We start from the raw sequence: 17,460 nt of genomic DNA, 5'->3' as shown, positions 1-17,460 counted from the left end.
GGCGATCATGGGGCTCCACACACCAAGGAGCCCCACATGCGTTTCCTCGCCCGCCTCGCCGCCGTCCTCGCCGCTGTCGCTCTCGCCCCCGTCGCCATGGTCTGGTACGGGGTGCAGTGGGTCCGCCGGCTCGTCGCCCGCCCCGACCCGGTCCTCCCCACCGCGGCCGCCGCAGAGGACTACCTCGACGCCGCGGCGGCCGCCCCGATCGCACCGGTGCCCGAGGGCATCCGCGCCTGCCATCCCGTGGGGATGGCCCTCGTCCTCCACGCCCGTCACGTGACCGCCGGAGGGGATCCCGTCGACCTTGCAGGCCTGCCCGCCGACGTCGCGACGTGGCTGCACTCGCTCTCGCCCGACGAGCTCGCGATCCTCGCCCGAACGATGCCCCATCAGGCCGAGGCCCTCGTCGCCGGCTTGGGACGCGTCCCGGGGCTGCAGGGCCCCCACGATGCGGACGCGTCCGCGGCGCCCGGGACGCATCCGCATGAGGATGCGGACGTGTCCGAGGCGCCGGCATTCTCCTGGCCCTACAGGGGCGCCCCGGGGGACGGCGCGATGGCCGACCTTCTGGCCCACGTGGAGGCCCTCCGCGTCCGCCAAGTCCGGGTCGCCTGAACCACCCAGCCGCCGGAACGACGAAGCCCGCCGGGATCACCGGCGGGCTTTTTTTGTGTGAACGACCTCGGGCTACGTGCGGCCCCTGTGCGCCTCTCTGCGGCCTCGCGCGGGCGCACGGGGCAAGCCTCAAGCGAAATCGTCAGGAGCGCGACGATTTCTCAGGCGCGCCGGGCGACGGGCAGGCGAGCCTCTGCCTTGGCGGCGCGGATCCTCAAGCCGGCGATCTCTGCGCGGACAGCGGCAAGCTGGCGCTGCAGGTCGGCCTCACGGGCGCGGCTCGCCAGCAGGGCCTGGCCGAGCCGGTGGACGGCGGCCTCCGACCGGGCCTCAGCGCGGTCCCAGGCGGCCTGCTCGCGAGCGGCACGGATGCCGGCGTCGATGGCCAGAAGAGCGCCTCCCAGACCGGCCGAGATGCCGTCGTGTAGGATCTGACCGTGATCGCGCATCGCCGCCTCCGCCGTCTCAGGAGGCCTATAGATTCAGCTCGCTGACCCGGCGTCCAGCTGCGTCTGTGGGCAGGGTTACCGGTTCCCTGGCCGCTGAATACTGAGTGACACGTCCGGGTGCTTCCACGGACTTGGACGGCTAGCCCCCCCATTACTTCCCCGAAGAGGAACAGAAATCCAAGGGGACGCGGCGCATGGATCTAAGAGGGTGCAGAAGCGGACGTTCGGCTTTGCGCCCTTTGCGGCCATCCAGCCGAGTTGGTGGGTCATCCCGAAGCAGACGATATGGCGGGCAACGGCTTAGCCAAGGAGAACCGTGCGGATACCTCTGCGGTCGTGCCCCTCTTGACCCCCTCAGGAATTTAAAGATCGCTCAACGGGATCAGACTCGCCGGACCGCGCCGTGGGCGGCGCTGGTCGTGAGCATCGCGTAGGCGCGCAGGGCCGCGCTCACCTTCCGCTTGCGCGGCTTCGCCGGCTGCCAACCCGCTGCCTCCTGGGCGACCCGCCGCCGGTCGAACTCTGCCTTGTCCACGTCGAGGTGGATGCTGCGGTTCGGGATGTCGATGGCGATCCGGTCGCCGTCGCGCACGAGGCCGATCAGGCCGCCCTCGGCCGCCTCGGGGGAGACGTGCCCGATGGACAGGCCCGACGACCCGCCGGAGAACCGCCCGTCGGTGACGAGGGCGCACGCCTTACCCAGCCCCTTCGATTTGAGGTAGCTCGTCGGGTAGAGCATCTCCTGCATGCCGGGGCCCCCCCGCGGTCCCTCGTAGCGGATCAGCACGACCTCGCCGGCCGTGACCTTGCCGTTGAGGATGCCGTCGACGGCCGCGTCCTGGCTCTCGAACACGCGGGCGGTGCCCGTGAAGGTCAGGATCGCGGCGTCGACGCCCGCGGTCTTCACGATGCAGCCCTGCTCGGCCAGGTTCCCGTAGAGCACGGCGAGGCCGCCATCCTGCGAGTAGGCGTGGGCCGCGTCGCGGATCACGCCGCCCTCCCTATCGAGGTCGAGTTCGTCGAAGCGGGATTCCTGGCTGAACGCGACCTGGGTCGGCACGCCGCCGGGGGCCGCGCGATAGAAGTCCTGGACCGAGGTGGACGGTTCGCCGCGCACGTCCCAGCGGGCGAGCGCCGCGCTGAGCGTCCCGGCCGAGACGTTGCCGACGCCGGTGTCGATCAGGCCGGCCCGGTCGAGCTCGCCAAGGATGCCCATGATGCCGCCGGCCCGGTGGACGTCCTCCATGTGGACGTTGGCCACTGCCGGAGCGACCTTGCACAGCACCGGCACCCGCCGGGACAGCCGGTCGATGTCGGCCATGGTGAAGGGCACCTCGCCCTCGTGGGCGGCTGCCAGCAGGTGCAGCACTGTATTGGTTGAGCCGCCCATGGCGATGTCGAGCGTCATGGCGTTCTCGAAGGCTTTGAAGCTCGCGACCGCGCGGGGCAGCACGCTGGCGTCGTCCTGCTCGTAGTGGCGGCGGGCGAGATCCACGATCAGGTGGCCGGCCTCGACGAACAGCCGCTTGCGGTCGGCGTGCGTGGCGAGCACCGAGCCGTTGCCCGGCAGCGCCAGCCCCAGCGCCTCGGTGAGGCAGTTCATCGAGTTTGCCGTGAACATGCCCGAGCACGAGCCGCAGGTCGGGCAGGCTGAGCGCTCGATGACGGCGACGTCCTCGTCGGAGATGCGGTCGTCGGCGGCCGCGATCATCGCGTCGACGAGATCGACCTTTTTGGCGATGCCCGGCAGCTGGACCTTGCCGGCCTCCATCGGGCCACCTGACACGAAGACGGTCGGGATGTTGAGGCGGAGCGTTGCCATCAGCATGCCGGGGGTGATCTTGTCGCAATTCGAGATGCACACCATCGCGTCGGCGCAGTGGGCGTTGACCATGTACTCGACGGAATCGGCGATCAGCTCGCGGGACGGGAGCGAGTACAGCATCCCGTCGTGGCCCATGGCGATGCCGTCATCCACGGCGATCGTGTTAAACTCCTTGGCGACGCCGCCGGCCGCCTCGATCTCACGCGCGACGAGCTGGCCGAGGTCCTTCAGGTGGACGTGGCCCGGCACGAACTGCGTGAAGGAATTCACCACCGCGATGATCGGCTTGCCGAAATCGGCATCCTTCATGCCGGTGGCGCGCCACAGGCCGCGGGCACCGGCCATGTTGCGGCCGTGGGTGGTGGTGCGGGAGCGATAGGCGGGCATGGGCGTCTCGTTGGTGTCATGCGCGTTCTGCCGGATAGGCGTCGGCGAACAAGCGGGTTCGGCTCGGTGCTGTCATGCACCTTGGCTGTTGGCGTCCCGTCCACGCTCCCGCCGGCATCGGTGACGGGAACCGAGCGGGCGCCGACCTTGGCTCGGCGCTACCGAGTGCGTCCGTAGCGCGCGAACGGGTTCTCGAAGCGCGCGCGGGCGCCGAGTTCGGCCTCGATGGCCAGCAGGCGGTTGTACTTGGCTAGCCGCTCGCCCCGGCAGGGCGCACCCGCCTTGATCTGCCCGCTGCCCATGGCGACCGCGAAGTCGGCGATGAACGTGTCCGTGGTCTCCCCGGAGCGATGGGAAACCATCGTCGCCCACCCCGCCTTCCGGCACAGGGTGATGGCCTCGACCGTCTCGGACACGGTGCCGATCTGGTTGAGCTTGATCAGCGCGGCGGTACAGGCCCTTTCGTCGATGGCCTTCGCGATGAAGCGAGGATTGGTCACCAGCAGGTCGTCGCCGACGACCTGTATCCGCTCGCCCTGCGCGGCCGTCTGGGCCACGAACCCGGCCCAGTCCTCCTCCCCGAACCCGTCCTCAATGGAGACGATGGGCCAGCGCTCGACCCAACGGCCGTAGAGCTCCAGGAGCTGCGCGCTGTTCAGGAGGCCGGTCCGCGAACGGGCGAGATCGTAACCGTCCGCCGCCGCGAACGAAGAGGCCGCGGGGTCCAGGGCGATGGCGACGTCGGCGCCCGGCGTGTAGCCGGCCCTCTCCGTTGCCTCCACGATCAACGCCAAGGCCGCCTCGTTGTCGGGCAGGTTGGGTGCGAAGCCGCCCTCGTCCCCTACGGCCGTGGCTAGCCCCCGTTCGTGAAGAATCTCCCGGATAGCCGCGTAGGTCTCGGCCGCGACGTGCATCGCCTCGGCCAGGCTCGACGCGCCGACGGGCACGAGCATGAATTCCTGGACGTCGAGCGAGCTGTCGGCGTGCTGGCCTCCGTTGAGGACGTTGAGGCACGGCATTGGGAGAAGGATGGCGGCCTCGCCGCCGAGATGGGCGTAGAGGGGATGGCCCGTCGCGCGCGCGGCCGCACGCGCCGCCGCCATTGAGACACCAAGCATCGCGTTCGCGCCAAGCCTGGACTTATTCGGCGATCCGTCGAGCTCGACGAGCGTCCGGTCGACGCCTTGCTGGTCGGATGCGTCCCATCCCCGGAGCGCCTCGGCGATCTCGCCTCGAACGGCCTCAGCGGCCCTCAGCACGCCCTTGCCCCCGTAACGTGCCGGGTCATTGTCGCGCCTCTCGACCGCCTCGTTTACGCCGGTCGAGGCGCCCGAGGGGACGCCGGCCTTGGCACTGACGCCGCCCTCCAGCGTGACGCGGACCTCCAGGGTCGGGCGGCCGCGGGAGTCCAGGATTTCCAGGGCTTCGAGGGCGCGGATCTTCGTGTCCGTACGCATCGGGTATTCCATCGGTTGATGAAGGTTCTTGGCGGTGGCCAAGCATGGAGAAGGGTGCCGGCGCGGAACCCGCACCGGCACCCTCATGTCGTCAGCGACGTGCCGCTGCTTAGTTCGGCAGGGCGAAGTCGGTCAGCGTGCCACCGAGGTTGGTGTACTGCGACAGGGCCGCGTAGCCACCCACCGCGCCGAGGCCGGCGTTCGGGTCGGTCAGGCCGGCCGCAAGGCCGATGCCCGCCCAGCCGCCGACGCCCGAGAGGACGGCGATGTGCTGCTTGCCCTTGATCGAGTAGGTCATCACGTTGCCGATGATGCCCGACGGGGTCTTGAACTTCCAGAGTTCCTTGCCCGTCTTGTCGTCGACAGCCTTGATGTAGCCTTCCAGGGTTCCGTAGAACACTACGTCGCCGGCGGTGGCGAGCGCGCCCGACCACACCGAGAACTGCTCCGGGTCGGACCAGACGATCTTACCCTTCACGCCGTCCCAGGCGATGAAGTTGCCCATGCCGCCGTGCGAGTTCGGGGCCGGGTACATCGACAGAGTCGCACCGACGTAGGGCTGGCCCGGGGTGTAGGTCACCCGGAACGGCTCGTAGTCCATGCAGACGTGGTTGGTGGGGACGTAGAACAGGTTGGTCTTCGGGGAGAAGGCCGCGGGCTGCTCGTCCTTCGACCCGAGGGCCGCCGGGCAGATGCCCTTGGAGTTCACGTCCTCGCCGTTCTGCTCGGTCGAGTATTTCGCCTGGACGAGCGGGCGGCCATAGTTCTTGGAGCCCTTGTCCATGTCGACCTTGGACGCCCAATTGACGGCCGGGTCGAACTTTTCGGCCACCAGCAGCTCGCCCGTGTCGCGGTTCAGCGTGTAGCCGAAGCCGTTACGGTCGAAGTGGGTCAGGAGCGGGGTCTCCTTGCCGTCGACCTTTTGATCCGTGAGGATCATCTCGTTGATGCCGTCGTAGTCCCACTCATCGTGCGGGGTCATCTGGTAGACCCACTTGGCCATGCCGGTGTCCGGGTTACGCGCCCAAATGGTCATCGACCACTTGTTGTCGCCCGGACGCTGCTTCGGGTTCCAGGTCGAGGGGTTGCCCGAGCCGTAGTACACGAGGTTCAGCTTGGGGTCGTAGGAGTACCAGCCCCAGGTGCAGCCGCCGCCGGTCTTCCACTGATCGCCTTCCCAGGTCTTCAGCGAGGAGTCCTTGCCGATGGGCTTTCCGAGCGAGGTGGTCTTCTCCGGGTCGACCAGGAGCTGGTCGTCCGGGCCTTCCGAGTAGCCGCGCCACACGCGCTTGCCGGTCTTCAGGTCGTAGGCGGTGATGGAGCACTGCACGCCGAACTCGCCGCCGGAGATGCCGACGAGGACCTTGTCCTTCACGGGGAGGACGGTGGCGGTGTTGGTCGCGCCCTTGCCCGGGTCGCCGTTCTTCACCGACCAGTTCACCTTGCCGGTCTTGGCGTCTAGCGACACGACGGTGGTGTCGGCCTGGTGCAGGATGAGGGCGCCGTCGGCGTAGGCAAGGCCGCGGTTGACCGTGTCACAGCACATGACCGGGATCACGGACGGATCCTGCTTCGGCTCGTACTTCCACAGGATCTTCTGCTCATGCTCAAGGTCGAGCGCGTAGACGATGTTCGGGAACGGCGTGTGCACGTACATCACCGAGCCGATGACGAGCGGCGCGCCTTCGTGGCCGCGCAGGACGCCGGTCGAGAAGGTCCAGGCGACCTGGAGATCCTTGACGTTCTTCGTGTTGATCTGGTCGAGCTTCGAGAAGCGGGTGTTCGAATAGTTCAGCCCCGGGAACGCCCAGTCGTTGGGGTTCTCCATCATCTTCATCAGGTCGTCGTTGGCCGAGGCCGGCAGCAGGGTGGCGGCATAGGCAACTGACGCCGCGAGGGCGATCTTTTTCATGAGCGTTCCTCCGTTCAGACGCCGCGGCCAGAATTCGGCGTGGCCACGCGTCATGTCACGCGTTATCGCCACTTTTCTATCCCTGAATTTCCTCCGTTCAGGTCGAAAGCGAGCAATGCAGGTCTATCAAGACCATTAGAGATTACAATAAGATTCTTCTAAGTGCGACAGTTTTTCTTGTGCCGTCAGCACATTTACTTGTTAAGGCATGGATAATCTACCCGGCAAGCGATGCGCTTTCCAGGACCAAGTAAAACCGGCTTTTAAAAAGATCTAAGATGCCAATTTTCTTCGATTATCGGCCTGTTACCGTTGACTCGAAGCTTGTTCTAGCTATCCTGACCTCTCCGACAAGTAAGACTGAGATCTAGCGAACGACTTAAGTTACCGCTCGGGAAGTTCGCTGGGTGCGGCGGGGTCTTCGGACCTCGCCGTTTTTTTTCGTTCGAGCACGACGAAACGCGCGCGAAATCGCGCGCGTGGGTCAGGCTCAGAGCGGCGGTTGGTGGGATCGCATCGGCACACGGCTCACGCAGGATCCCGGTGAAGGGATCGGGTTACGGGAGGTGCGCGGCCGGATGTGGGGACAGGCACAGCCCTACCCGCGCCCGGAAGCGCACGGTAGGAGCTATCGTCCGGGCGTAGGGCCCGGCAGTTGTCGGGGAGCTCCATCCCCATCCCACGTCCGGGAGAGTGGCTTAATCCACGGCGGCCGTCAATTCTGACGCAGGTGACAAGGCCGTGACGGCGCCAGTCCGCCTTTCGCGCCGCCCGGTCAGCCGTCCGTGAGCGCCGACGCGAGGAAATAGGAGCCGTAGGCGACGACCATGAAGGCAGCGGCGCCATCCAAAAGGAATGGCGGTACGCTTCGGAAAACCCCCGTTCGGCCCAACGTCGCCGCCAACGCGCCGATGATCGCGACGCCGAGCGCGACCCCGAGCGTCGCGGTCGCGGCCCCCTCACGCAGTGCGACGCCAAGCCAGACGACCAGGACTTCCAGCCCTTCCGTGACCAGCGCCCAGAACCCGACGCCGATGCCGGCCAAGTTGAGTGGACGCGGCCAGTTGCCGGAGAATACAGGCGGTTTCGGGCTGGTCCCGTCCCACTGACTAAGACCCTGGAGGAACTCCCAGAGCAGGTAGATCCCGAACGCCAGCAGCAGCGCGGCGGCGATGGCGTCGAGGAGATGCAGCGCGAACCGGTAGGCCGCAGCCTGTAACACCCAAGCCAGCACGGCGACGGCGGTTCCGCCGAGGACGCCGCCCAATAGGAGGCTCCGCCAACCGAAGCGGTAGGCTCCCGCGATCAGGACCGTGGCCGCGATGAACAGTTCGGTGAAGGTGACCTGGAAGGTGATGACCACGCCGAACCAGGAGACGTCGCCCATGCGCTCACCCCCGGAAAGCGACGAGGATCGCGCCGGCTGCGATCAGGCCGACGCCGAGCCAATTGGGTCCGGACAGCCGCTCCCCCAGGAACACGACCCCGAACACGGCGACGAGCACGACGCTGAGCTTGTCGATGGGTGCGACCCGCGCCGCATCGCCTAGCTTGAGCGCCCGGAAGTAGCACAGCCAGGAGCCCCCGGTGGCCAAGCCGGACAGGACTAGGAACAGGTAGGTCCGGCGGGAGACCGACGAGAGCGGCTCCCACTGGCCGGTCGCAATCAAGATGCCGCCGAGGACGAGCAGGATCACGGCGGTACGGACGAAGGTGGCGAAGTCCGAGCCCACCGCCTCGATGCCGACCTTGGCGAAGATCGCCGTCAGCGCCGCGAAGCCGGCCGAGAGCAGGGCCCAGGCCTGCCAGGACTGCAGCAGGCCCCTCACGGCGTTATCGGCTCGGGTCCGGCCGCCCGGTGGCGTTCCACGGCCGCCGCGATCATCGCCCGCGCCGCGGCCGCCGTGTCCCAGCCGGTGATTCGGACCCACTTGCCGGGCTCCAAGTCCTTGTAGTGCTCAAAGAAGTGGTGGATCTGGCTGCGGGTAATTTCCGGCAGGTCGGTATGCTCGTGGATGGCGTCGTAGCGGCGCGTCAGGCGTTGCGCCGGGACCGCGACGATCTTCTCATCCGGACCGTGCTCGTCTTCCATCAGCAGCACGCCGACGGGCCGGACCCGCAATACCGCACCGGGCAGAACCCCGCGGGTGTTAGCCACCAGCACGTCGCAGGGATCGCCGTCCTCCGAAAGGGTGTTCGGAATGAAGCCGTAATTGCCCGGGTAGCGCATCGGCGTGTGCAGGAATCGGTCGACCACGAGCGCGCCGGCGGCTTTGTCGAGCTCGTATTTGACCGGCTCTCCGCCGACCGGCACCTCGACCAGTACGTTGACCTCGTGGAAGGTCGGATCGCCGACTGCGATGGCTTCAAGCTTCACGTTAAAAACTCCTTCTGGGCCGGTTCAGGGTTGGGTGACGATCCAGACGGAGGCGAGCGCCAGGATCAGCAGGACGGCGACCGCGAACACGATCAGGGCGGTGCTGCCGTGACGCACGCGTGCGCTCGATCGCTTGCGCTCCCGCTCGGCGCGCCGCAGCGCGTCGACGTCGCTCAGTTCGGGGTCTGGGTCGTTGCTCTCGGGTCGATTGGTCATCGCGGCCTCCCTTGCCGGATTGTCCACGCCTCGCCGGAGGCGGCGGACGGGGTGTTGCCGGCGTACCGGCCGGGCTCACGTCGGCCCCATGCCCAGGAGGCCGCGCACCAGCGCCAGGGCCGCCAGGAGGCCGAGCAGTGCCGCGATCACGGAAGCGAGGACGTAGGCGAAGGCCGCCCCGGTCTGGCCCCGCTCGTAAAGCGTGATCGCGTCGAGCGAGAAGGTCGAAAAGGTCGTGAAGCCGCCGAGCACCCCGGTGGTCAGCAGCAGGCGCAGGGGATGCCCGCCGGAGCCGCGGAGCACGAAGCTCTCGGCGATGATGCCCATCAGGAACGAGCCAAGGACGTTGATGAACAGCGTGGCGACGGGGAACGTGACGCCGGGCAAGAGGCGCGACGTGGCGAGGTTGATTCCGTGGCGGATGGCTCCGCCGACACCCGCACCCAGGAATACGATCAAGAAGTTCACAGGTCGCCTCTCGTCACATCGAGCGAGGGCAACAAAAAACCCGCCTTGCGGCGGGTTGCGTCGGAAACGCTCCCGCCGCGAGCGGGCACGCGGTGCCCTCGCAGCAGGAGCCATCAGCCCTCACGGGCGGTTGTCGGGAAGCTCCATTCCCATCACACGCTAGCCCTTTAACAGCGGGCGATGCGAAGGGTCAATGACTTTCGGTCGCGGTTCGAAATCCCAGCATCCAACACTGCTCATCCAGTCCGCACGAGCGGCCGCTTTCCCCCTGCCTCTGCTCAAACGGACAAGCGGCTTTCGGCCAGCTTCGGCCTCGCCGTTAGGCGATCGGGATGACTGGGGTGGGTGGGAAGCAGCTTGGCTGCTTTCGGTCGCAAGACGTTCTAAAGCGGACCTAGGATGAATCGCCGTCTCCGGATGGACGGTCCAACCCATCTCAGGGTCGAAGTTCGTTAAAGCCGGATGCCGTTTTCATCAGAGGCGATGCGACCGACGCGAAAGTGCGTTGCCTTGGGAGACAGAGTGATTCACGATCGCAAAGCCCCAATCACGCGACGTCTCGTGCTGGTCCGGCATGGCCAGAGCGTAGCCAACCGATCCGGTCTGTTCACGGGATTGCTGGACTCGCCCTTGACCGAGCAGGGTCGGATAGAAGCCGTGGCAGCCGGGCGGCGTTTGGCCGAGCGCAGCTGGCGCTTTTCCGATGCCTTCACCTCGACGCTGACGCGGGCCGTCGTGAGCGGCCGGCTTATCCTCGATACGCTCGGGCAACCCGGATTAATCCCTCAACGCTTCGCCGCGCTCGACGAGCGAGACTACGGCGACCTCAGCGGGCTCGACAAGACCGCCGCCGATGCGCGCTGGGGGGCGGAGCGGATCGAGACCTGGCGGCGCTCCTACGCCGAGGCGCCGCCGAACGGTGAGAGCCTGCGCGATACCGTCGCCCGCATCGTGCCATGCTACCTCCGATCCATCCTACCGGCGGTCATGGGCGGGGACGTGCTCGTCGTCGCCCACGGTAATTGCCTGCGGGCGCTCGTTATGGCGCTCGACGACCTCAGCCCGGCGGAGGTCGAGCAACTCGAACTCGCGACGGGCTCCGTCAGGATCTATGAGTTTGCTGCGGACACGACGATCGAGGCCCGCTGGATCGACGGTTGAATCCGCCTGTAGGCCCCCAAGAATGGGTCGCCTCACGCTTCGAGGGGATCCCCATTTGATCTAATTAAGTGATTGGAATTATCTAATCATTCCGTTGGAGTGAATGAAAGGGAAGTGGGATTCTCCGGCATCACATCGGAGCCACCCATGTCCGCCCCCAGACTTGTCTCCCACCCTCGATCGATGCGTGCCCTGGCCGGCACGAGAGCCATCCTTCCAGGACTGGGCCTCTGCGTGGCAGTTACCGCCGCAGCGGTCGGCTTCGAAGCCGTCGAGACGCACCTGTTCGGTCGCGCTTGGCTCGAAGCCCTGGTGCTGGCGATCCTCCTCGGGAGCGCGATCCGCACCGCCTGGACCCCGTCGCAGCGTTTCTTTCCCGGCATCGCCTTCGGGGCCAAGACCGTGCTGGAGATCGCGGTCGTAATGCTAGGCGCGTCGCTCAGCCTCGCGACGATCCTCGCCGCCGGCCCGGGCCTGCTCTTCGGCATCGCGGGCGTCGTCGTGGTCGCGATCCTGTCGAGCTACGGCATCGGCCGGGCGCTCGGACTGCATTCGCGCATGGCGATCCTCGTCGCCTGCGGCAACTCGATCTGCGGCAACTCGGCGATCGCCGCCACCGCCCCGGTGATCGGCGCCGACGGCGAGGACGTCGCCGCCTCCATCGCCTTCACCGCGGTGCTGGGCGTGCTGGTGGTGCTCGGCCTGCCGCTGCTGGTGCCGCTGCTCGGCCTGTCGCCGATGCAGTACGGCGTGCTCGCCGGCCTCACCGTCTACGCCGTGCCGCAGGTCCTCGCCGCCACCGCGCCGGTCGCGGCGCTCAGCGTCCAGGTCGGAACCCTGGTGAAGCTCGTCCGGGTGCTGATGCTCGGGCCGGTCGTTCTGATGCTCTCCCTCGGCGCGAGCCGGCTGCGCGAGGAGACCGACGAGGCCGCCCCCGGCGTCACAACCGGCGACCGCCCGGCCCCCGGCGGCCTCGCGATCCACCGCCTGGTGCCGTGGTTCATCCTCGCCTTCCTGGCGCTCGCGGGACTCCGCTCGGCCGGGCTGATCCCGCAAGTCGCGCTCGCGCCGATGTCGGAGACCGCCAACGTGCTGACCGTAGTCTCGATGGCGGCACTCGGCCTCGGGGTCGACGTGCGCAGCGTCGCCAAGGCCGGGGCGCGGGTGACCCTCGCTGTGGTCGCCTCGCTCCTTGCCCTCGGCGCCGTCAGCCTCGGCCTGATCCATGTGCTCGGCCTCGTCTGATCCACGCTATGGCATCGATCCGACCCCTTGATGGAAGAATTGCCGTGACACGTTCGTCCCAATCTTCATCCGAGGCAGTCGCGCAGGCGACGGGATGGTTGATGGGGCCGGGTCGCGAAGCGGTGGACGCGGCAGCCCTTCTCGATGGGTTCAGTGCGTGCCTCTCGGGGCTTGGCCTGCCGCTGGCCCGCGCCACCACCCACGCGCCGACCCTGCATCCGTCGTTCCGGTGGGTGATGCGCGTCTGGCATCCAGGAACGTCGAGCCTAGCCCTGCGTCGCCGCCACGGCATCGAGGGCACGCCGACCTTCCACGGCAACACCGTCGAGCACGTGGTCGAGACGCGGACCCCACTCCAATGCCGTCTCGACGGGGATGGGCCGCTGCCGTTTCCCGTGCTTGGCGAGCTTCGCAACGAGGGTCTGACCGACTACCTCATCGCGCCGCTGCATGCCGCGCGTGGACGCATGGGTGCCGCCTCCTGGGCCACGGCGAGACCGGGCGGCTTCACGCCGATCGAGATCGAGACGTTGCTAGCGCTGGTCGAGCCGTTCTCGCTGCTGTTCGAAATCAAGGCGCTCGACGACATGCTTGGCGCGGTCCTGAGCGCCTATGTCGGGCGCGACCCGGCGCGGCAAATCCTGGCCGGCACAGTGCGGCGCGGCGACGTACGCCTCATGCGGGCCGCGATGATGCTGACCGATCTGCGCGGGTTCGGTGAACTGTCCGACCGGCAAAGCCCCGACCATGTCGTGGCCGCCCTCAACCGGATGTTCGATGCCATCGTGCCGGCCGTCGAGGCGGAAGGCGGCGAGGTGCTAAAGTATATTGGTGACGGGCTGCTGGCCGTGTTCGATGCCGATCGCGACGAGGCCGAGGCGCGCCGTGCCGCCTTGCGTGCCGCCGAGGCCGCACTCGATGCGCTTGCGACCCTGCGCGACGGTGACAGGGCTGCCTTTGAGGTCGGCGTCGCACTTCATGTTGGGGAGGTCGCCTACGGCAATATCGGCGGCGGCGACCGGGTCGACTTCACGGCGATCGGCCGCGATCTCAACGTGCTCGCTCGCGTCGAGCGCCTGTGCAAGACCTACGACACGCCGCTGATCGCCACCGACACCTTCCTCCACGGCCTGGCGCATGCCCTCGAACCGCTCGGCATTGTCGCCCTTCGCGGTTTCGCCGAGCGTCACGCCTTGTTCGGGTGTCGCAGGACCGCGCCTGTCGAAGCACCGGCGGTCTGACGTCGAGACGATATCTGGCACCACCGGCGCGGAGATCCAAAATTCTCAAATCATCGCATTGGGAGATCGTTCGCATCGCGAAAGACCGTTGGTGGGAATTAAACGCATCCCGTAGCATCTCCCTAGTCGCAAGGAATCGCCACGGGTCCGGTGCCCTCGAACGCATCGACGCCGACGAACTTTGAAGGGAGAGACCATGCACGGATTGGAAAGACCGACGAACCGCCGCCTCCTGTTGGGCGGGCTCGGGCTCGGCAGCCTTGCCGCCGCGATGCCGGCCTGGGCCGCGGGCTCGGTGAAGCTGCCGCTACCCGGCGGCCCGGATGTGCGGGATCTCACGACGGCCTTTCCCGGCAAGGGCGAGATGATCCTCCAGCGAACCCATCCGCCGCTGCTGGAGACGCCGTTTGCGGTGTTCGATGAGGGCGTGTTCACCCCCAACGACCGCTTCTACGTGCGCTGGCACTGGGCCTCGATCCCAACCGAGGTTGATGCCGGCACCTTCCGTCTCAAGGTCCACGGTCATGTCGAGAAGGAGCTCTCGCTCTCCCTCGATGCCATCGCCGGCCTGCCGCGCTTCGAGATCGCCGCGGTCAACCAGTGCTCGGGCAACTCCCGCGGGCTGTTCGAGCCGCGGGTTCCCGGCGCGCAATGGGCCAACGGCTCGATGGGAAACGCCCGCTGGACCGGGGTGCGCCTCAAGGACGTGCTCGAAAAGGCCGGGGTGAAGGCCGGTGCCGTGCAGGTGCGCTTCAGCGGCCTCGATGAGCCGGTCGTGGACGACGCGCCGGACTTCAAGAAGTCGCTCGATCTCGACCACGCCAACGACGGTGAGGTGATGATCGCCTACGCGATGAACGGCGAGCAATTGCCGCTTCTCAACGGCTTCCCGCTTCGCCTCGTGGTGCCGGGCTGGTACTCGACCTACTGGGTCAAGATGTTGTCGGAGATCGAGGTGCTGGACAAGCCCGACGACCAGTACTGGATGAAGACCGCCTACCGCATCCCGGACGTGCCGGGCGCCAACATCAAGCCCGGCCAGACCGGCTTCAAGACGGTGCCGATCAACAAGATGGTACCGCGCTCGTTCGTCACCAACCTGCAGGATGGCGCCAAGGTGACGGCCGGCGCGCCGGTGGCGTTGCGCGGCATCGCTTTCGGCGGCGATTGCGGGGTGAAGGCGGTCGACTTCTCCGGCGACGGCGGCGCGACGTGGTTTCCAGCACAGCTCGGCGCGGACGAGGGCCCCTACAGCTTCCGCCGCTTCGAGGGCAGCCTGCCGGCGTTGGCCGCCGGCACCCACACGGTGAAGGTCCGCTGCACCAACACCAACGGCGTCGCGCAGCCCACGGACCGGGTCTGGAACGGGGCCGGCTTCATGCAGAACGGTATAGAAACCGTGTCCTTCCAGGCCGCTTGAGGAGAACAGCCATGACCCCGATCCGCTCTGCAGCCCTCAGCGTCGCGCTCATACTGTCTCCCCTGGTGGCGCTCGCCGCCCCGGCTCCCGAGCCGATGCGCTTCACCTCGCAATCGATCGAGATGCCGACCTCCGACCGGATCTTCCCCGACGGGCCCGGGGCCGAGGCGGTCAACAACAACTGCCTCGCCTGCCATTCGGCCGGGATGGTGTTGACCCAGCCCAAGCTCACGAAGGCGCAGTGGACCGAGACCGTGAACAAGATGGTCCACATCTACAAGGCTCCGGTCGATCAGGCCGACGTGCAGACCATCGTCGACTACCTCACGGCGTTGAAGCCGACCCCCTGAACTCCCGAATCCCGAGGCCGCCGCGTTTTTTCGCCGGCCTCGGGGAATAGACCGCCCTCGCTGGCATCTCCTTAAGGCGATGCATGGCCGGACCGGTCCCGCACGACGCAATCCGATTTCGAACCCGCCCGCACGGCTGGCCCCGGCCGCCGAACGAGCGCGCATGCCCAAGAGACCCGCTTCATGACCCATATCCGCACCAGTCTCCGCGCCTTCCTCGCCGGAGCTGCCTTGCTTCTCGCCCAGGGCCAGCCCGGGTCCGCCGCTGGTTTCGACGGCGCGATCAAGAACAACGCCTTGGCGCTGAACGCTGCCGGGACCGTCGCCGCTGTATCGAACAGCGAGGAGAGCGCCGTCGTCGTCTACGACGTCGCCAAGGGCACGGTGCTGCGCCGCCTCGACGGCTTCGTCACGCCGCGCAACATCGTGTTCGCGCCGGACGGCGCCCGCTTCTACGTCTCCGACAGCGGCACCGGCCGGATCACGGTCTACGAGACCGGCACCGGCAAGGAAGCCGGCGTTCTCGCCGCCGGGCCCGGGGTCTTCGGCACCGTGCTCTCGGCCGACGGGGGCAAGCTCTACGTCAACAACGAGGCCGCGAGCACGCTGACCGTGTTCGACACCAAGACTATGCTGGCAGATGCCGTGATTCCCGGCTTCGCGCAGCCGCGCCAGGGCGTGAAGCTGTCGCCCGACGGCAAGACCGTGTTCGTGACGAACTTCCTCGGCGACAAAATCACGTTGGTCGATACCGCCACCAACAAGATCACCGGCGAGATCGCTGGGTTCGACAAGCTGCGCGCCATCTCGATCACCAAGGACGGCAAGACGCTGTTTGCCGCCAACAGCGGCCGCAATACCATCGGCGTGGTCGATATCGCCGCCCGCAAAGTCACCTCCGAGGTGGAGGTGGGCAAGGACCCCTACGGAGCCGCACTGACACCGGACGGTCGCTTCGTCTATTCCGGCAACCTCAAGGACAACTCACTCTCAGTGATCGACACCGGCACCCTCAAGGTTGTCGCCACGGTGACCGGCCTGAACGAGCCGCGCCAGGCGATCGCGTTCTCGGCCGACAACGCCCGCGCCTACGTCCTCAACCGCGATCTCAGCGTCGCCGTGGTCGATCGCGCGAAGAATGCGGTGGTCTCGACAATGAAGCCCTGAGGCGACGCGCGCCGGGGGCCTTATCGCCCCCGGCGCGTTCTCGTCGTCGACATGTCAAGTACGCAGGACAAAGACCCCATGCTCCGCCTGTTCCAGCGCAAGGACCGCCTCATCGTCCACGGAAAGGCGCCCTACAACGCCGAGCCGCCGCTCGATCGCCTGCGGGCGGCGTTCCTCACCGAACAGGCCGACTTCTACGTCCGCAGCCACGGCGACATCCCGGACCTCGACGCCGACAGCTACCGCCTGACGGTAGATGGCATGGTCACCATGCCGCTCGAACTCTCCCTCGCGGAACTCAAGGCGCGCTTTGCGCACGCCACCGTCACGGCGGTGATGCAATGCGCCGGCAACAGACGGGCCGACATGCTGGCGGTGGCGCCGGTCTCCGGTGACCCGTGGGCGCCCGGTGCCATCGGCAACGCGGAATGGACCGGCGTGCGGCTCGCCGAGGTGCTGCGCGCGGCCGGCATCGATGCAGATGAAGAGCGCTACGTCGCCTTCGAGAGCCACGACCGGATCGCGGACACGGACACGCGCTTCGGCGCCTCGATCCCGCTCGCCAAGGCGCTGGCGCCCGAGACGCTGCTTGCCTTCGCGATGAACGGCGAGCCTCTCGCCCCCGAGCACGGCCATCCGTTGCGCGTGGTGGTGCCGGGATTTGCCGGCATCCGCAGCCCGAAATGGCTCGCCCGGATCACGGTGCAGGACCGGCCCTCCGACAACCCGATGCAGGCCGACGACTACAAGCTGTTTCCGCCCGACGTGACGGCCGAGACCGCGGACCCCGCCCACGGCATCACCATCGAGGCGATGCCGCTCAACAGCGCGATCTGCGAGCCCGCCCGCGGCGCGGCGTTGAAGGCCGGCCGGCACGCGATCCGCGGCTATGCCATCGCCAGCGACCGCGCGGTCGCCCGCGTCGACGTCTCGACGGATGGCGGCCGCAGCTGGGCGCAGGCCCGGATCGACCGCGATGCCGACGCGCCCTACGCGTGGACATTCTGGGAGATCGAGCGCGAGCTGACGGCCGGCGAGCACGAACTTGCGGTGCGGGCCTGGGACTCCGCCGGCCAGACCCAGCCGGCCGCCCCCGACGACACCTGGAACTACAAGGGCTACCTTAGCGCCGCATGGCACCGGGTGCGGGTCACCGTGGCCTGATCA

17 protein-coding genes and 2 riboswitches are annotated in these 17,460 nt (G+C 67.5%); of the genes, 8 read left to right on the top strand and 9 right to left on the bottom strand.

The genetic code is table 11. From position 1 onward, the window contains the following. Window positions 1–36: 36 nt before the first annotated feature. Window positions 37–618: a hypothetical protein gene (locus tag JOE48_RS23945; protein ID WP_210033480.1), complete on the top strand. Its 582-nt coding sequence runs from the start codon at window positions 37–39 to the stop codon at window positions 616–618. Between the two features lie 161 nt (window positions 619–779). Here the strand turns inward: JOE48_RS23945 and JOE48_RS23940 are convergent, their stop codons facing one another. The 9 genes from JOE48_RS23940 to crcB form a co-directional block, all read right to left on the bottom strand. Next, complete coding sequence (locus JOE48_RS23940) at window positions 780–1,067, bottom strand: hypothetical protein (RefSeq protein ID WP_210033479.1); 288 nt, start codon at window positions 1,065–1,067, stop codon at window positions 780–782. Window positions 1,068–1,449: 382 nt separating this feature from the next. After that, window positions 1,450–3,279 (bottom strand): dihydroxy-acid dehydratase, encoded by a 1,830-nt coding sequence (ilvD, locus tag JOE48_RS23935; protein ID WP_210033478.1) that lies wholly within the window; start codon window positions 3,277–3,279, stop codon window positions 1,450–1,452. 158 nt (window positions 3,280–3,437) lie between these two features. Further along, entirely contained in the window at window positions 3,438–4,736 is a 1,299-nt protein-coding gene (gene eno, locus JOE48_RS23930) for a phosphopyruvate hydratase (RefSeq protein WP_210033477.1), read from the bottom strand. A gap of 109 nt (window positions 4,737–4,845) precedes the next feature. Further along, window positions 4,846–6,648 (bottom strand): lanthanide-dependent methanol dehydrogenase XoxF5, encoded by a 1,803-nt coding sequence (gene xoxF5, locus JOE48_RS23925; protein ID WP_210033476.1) that lies wholly within the window; start codon window positions 6,646–6,648, stop codon window positions 4,846–4,848. Between the two features lie 615 nt (window positions 6,649–7,263). Next, window positions 7,264–7,333, bottom strand: a riboswitch (Fluoride riboswitch). Window positions 7,334–7,423: 90 nt separating this feature from the next. Then, window positions 7,424–8,035 (bottom strand): hypothetical protein, encoded by a 612-nt coding sequence (locus JOE48_RS23920; RefSeq protein WP_210033473.1) that lies wholly within the window; start codon window positions 8,033–8,035, stop codon window positions 7,424–7,426. A 4-nt stretch (window positions 8,036–8,039) separates the two neighbouring features. Beyond that, entirely contained in the window at window positions 8,040–8,477 is a 438-nt protein-coding gene (locus tag JOE48_RS23915; protein WP_210033468.1) for an EamA family transporter, read from the bottom strand. Beyond that, entirely contained in the window at window positions 8,474–9,025 is a 552-nt protein-coding gene (gene ppa, locus JOE48_RS23910) for an inorganic diphosphatase (protein ID WP_210033466.1), read from the bottom strand. Before ppa ends, JOE48_RS23915 begins: the two co-directional genes overlap by 4 nt. Window positions 9,026–9,049: 24 nt before the next feature. After that, the gene (locus JOE48_RS23905) at window positions 9,050–9,241 is read right to left on the bottom strand and encodes a hypothetical protein (RefSeq protein ID WP_210033464.1); all 192 of its coding nucleotides are present in this window, start codon (window positions 9,239–9,241) and stop codon (window positions 9,050–9,052) included. Between the two features lie 75 nt (window positions 9,242–9,316). Continuing rightward, window positions 9,317–9,709: a fluoride efflux transporter CrcB gene (crcB, locus tag JOE48_RS23900; RefSeq protein ID WP_210033462.1), complete on the bottom strand. Its 393-nt coding sequence runs from the start codon at window positions 9,707–9,709 to the stop codon at window positions 9,317–9,319. 97 nt (window positions 9,710–9,806) lie between these two features. Further along, a riboswitch (Fluoride riboswitch) is annotated at window positions 9,807–9,869 on the bottom strand. Between the two features lie 386 nt (window positions 9,870–10,255). Here crcB and JOE48_RS23895 point away from each other — a divergent pair. The 7 genes from JOE48_RS23895 to JOE48_RS23865 all read left to right on the top strand — a co-directional run bounded on the left by JOE48_RS23895 (window position 10,256) and on the right by JOE48_RS23865 (window position 17,457). After that, a complete protein-coding gene (locus JOE48_RS23895; protein WP_193375331.1) occupies window positions 10,256–10,870 on the top strand; it encodes a 2,3-bisphosphoglycerate-dependent phosphoglycerate mutase in 615 nt (204 codons plus the stop codon). A 183-nt stretch (window positions 10,871–11,053) separates the two neighbouring features. Continuing rightward, window positions 11,054–12,115 (top strand): YeiH family protein, encoded by a 1,062-nt coding sequence (locus JOE48_RS23890; RefSeq protein ID WP_047170696.1) that lies wholly within the window; start codon window positions 11,054–11,056, stop codon window positions 12,113–12,115. A gap of 101 nt (window positions 12,116–12,216) precedes the next feature. Then, a complete protein-coding gene (locus tag JOE48_RS23885) occupies window positions 12,217–13,356 on the top strand; it encodes an adenylate/guanylate cyclase domain-containing protein (RefSeq protein ID WP_007557758.1) in 1,140 nt (379 codons plus the stop codon). Between the two features lie 196 nt (window positions 13,357–13,552). After that, entirely contained in the window at window positions 13,553–14,776 is a 1,224-nt protein-coding gene (locus JOE48_RS23880) for a molybdopterin-dependent oxidoreductase (protein ID WP_007557757.1), read from the top strand. An 11-nt stretch (window positions 14,777–14,787) separates the two neighbouring features. Beyond that, complete coding sequence (locus JOE48_RS23875; protein ID WP_007557755.1) at window positions 14,788–15,126, top strand: c-type cytochrome; 339 nt, start codon at window positions 14,788–14,790, stop codon at window positions 15,124–15,126. 183 nt (window positions 15,127–15,309) lie between these two features. Next, window positions 15,310–16,293 carry a beta-propeller fold lactonase family protein gene (locus JOE48_RS23870; RefSeq protein ID WP_210033460.1) on the top strand — a complete coding sequence of 328 codons (984 nt, stop codon included), beginning with the start codon at window positions 15,310–15,312 and terminating at the stop codon, window positions 16,291–16,293. Window positions 16,294–16,371: 78 nt separating this feature from the next. Then, window positions 16,372–17,457 (top strand): sulfite oxidase, encoded by a 1,086-nt coding sequence (locus JOE48_RS23865; RefSeq protein ID WP_007557751.1) that lies wholly within the window; start codon window positions 16,372–16,374, stop codon window positions 17,455–17,457. Window positions 17,458–17,460: the final 3 nt, after the last annotated feature.

This window comes from Methylobacterium sp. PvR107 (assembly GCF_017833295.1).
GTDB lineage: Bacteria > Pseudomonadota > Alphaproteobacteria > Rhizobiales > Beijerinckiaceae > Methylobacterium.
The sequence above is the reverse complement of the archived record's forward strand: the minus strand, read 5'-3'. Positions and strand labels throughout refer to the sequence as shown.

Coding starts and splice junctions, on each gene's coding strand:
- JOE48_RS23945 (WP_210033480.1), top strand. CDS start 37: ATGCGTTTCCTCGCCCGCCTCGCCGCCGTCCTCGCCGCTGTCGCTCTC.
- JOE48_RS23940 (WP_210033479.1), bottom strand. CDS start 1,067: ATGCGCGATCACGGTCAGATCCTACACGACGGCATCTCGGCCGGTCTG.
- ilvD (WP_210033478.1), bottom strand. CDS start 3,279: ATGCCCGCCTATCGCTCCCGCACCACCACCCACGGCCGCAACATGGCC.
- eno (WP_210033477.1), bottom strand. CDS start 4,736: ATGCGTACGGACACGAAGATCCGCGCCCTCGAAGCCCTGGAAATCCTG.
- xoxF5 (WP_210033476.1), bottom strand. CDS start 6,648: ATGAAAAAGATCGCCCTCGCGGCGTCAGTTGCCTATGCCGCCACCCTG.
- JOE48_RS23920 (WP_210033473.1), bottom strand. CDS start 8,035: ATGGGCGACGTCTCCTGGTTCGGCGTGGTCATCACCTTCCAGGTCACC.
- JOE48_RS23905 (WP_210033464.1), bottom strand. CDS start 9,241: ATGACCAATCGACCCGAGAGCAACGACCCAGACCCCGAACTGAGCGAC.
- JOE48_RS23890 (WP_047170696.1), top strand. CDS start 11,054: ATGCGTGCCCTGGCCGGCACGAGAGCCATCCTTCCAGGACTGGGCCTC.
- JOE48_RS23885 (WP_007557758.1), top strand. CDS start 12,217: ATGGGGCCGGGTCGCGAAGCGGTGGACGCGGCAGCCCTTCTCGATGGG.
- JOE48_RS23880 (WP_007557757.1), top strand. CDS start 13,553: ATGCACGGATTGGAAAGACCGACGAACCGCCGCCTCCTGTTGGGCGGG.
- JOE48_RS23875 (WP_007557755.1), top strand. CDS start 14,788: ATGACCCCGATCCGCTCTGCAGCCCTCAGCGTCGCGCTCATACTGTCT.
- JOE48_RS23870 (WP_210033460.1), top strand. CDS start 15,310: ATGACCCATATCCGCACCAGTCTCCGCGCCTTCCTCGCCGGAGCTGCC.
- JOE48_RS23865 (WP_007557751.1), top strand. CDS start 16,372: ATGCTCCGCCTGTTCCAGCGCAAGGACCGCCTCATCGTCCACGGAAAG.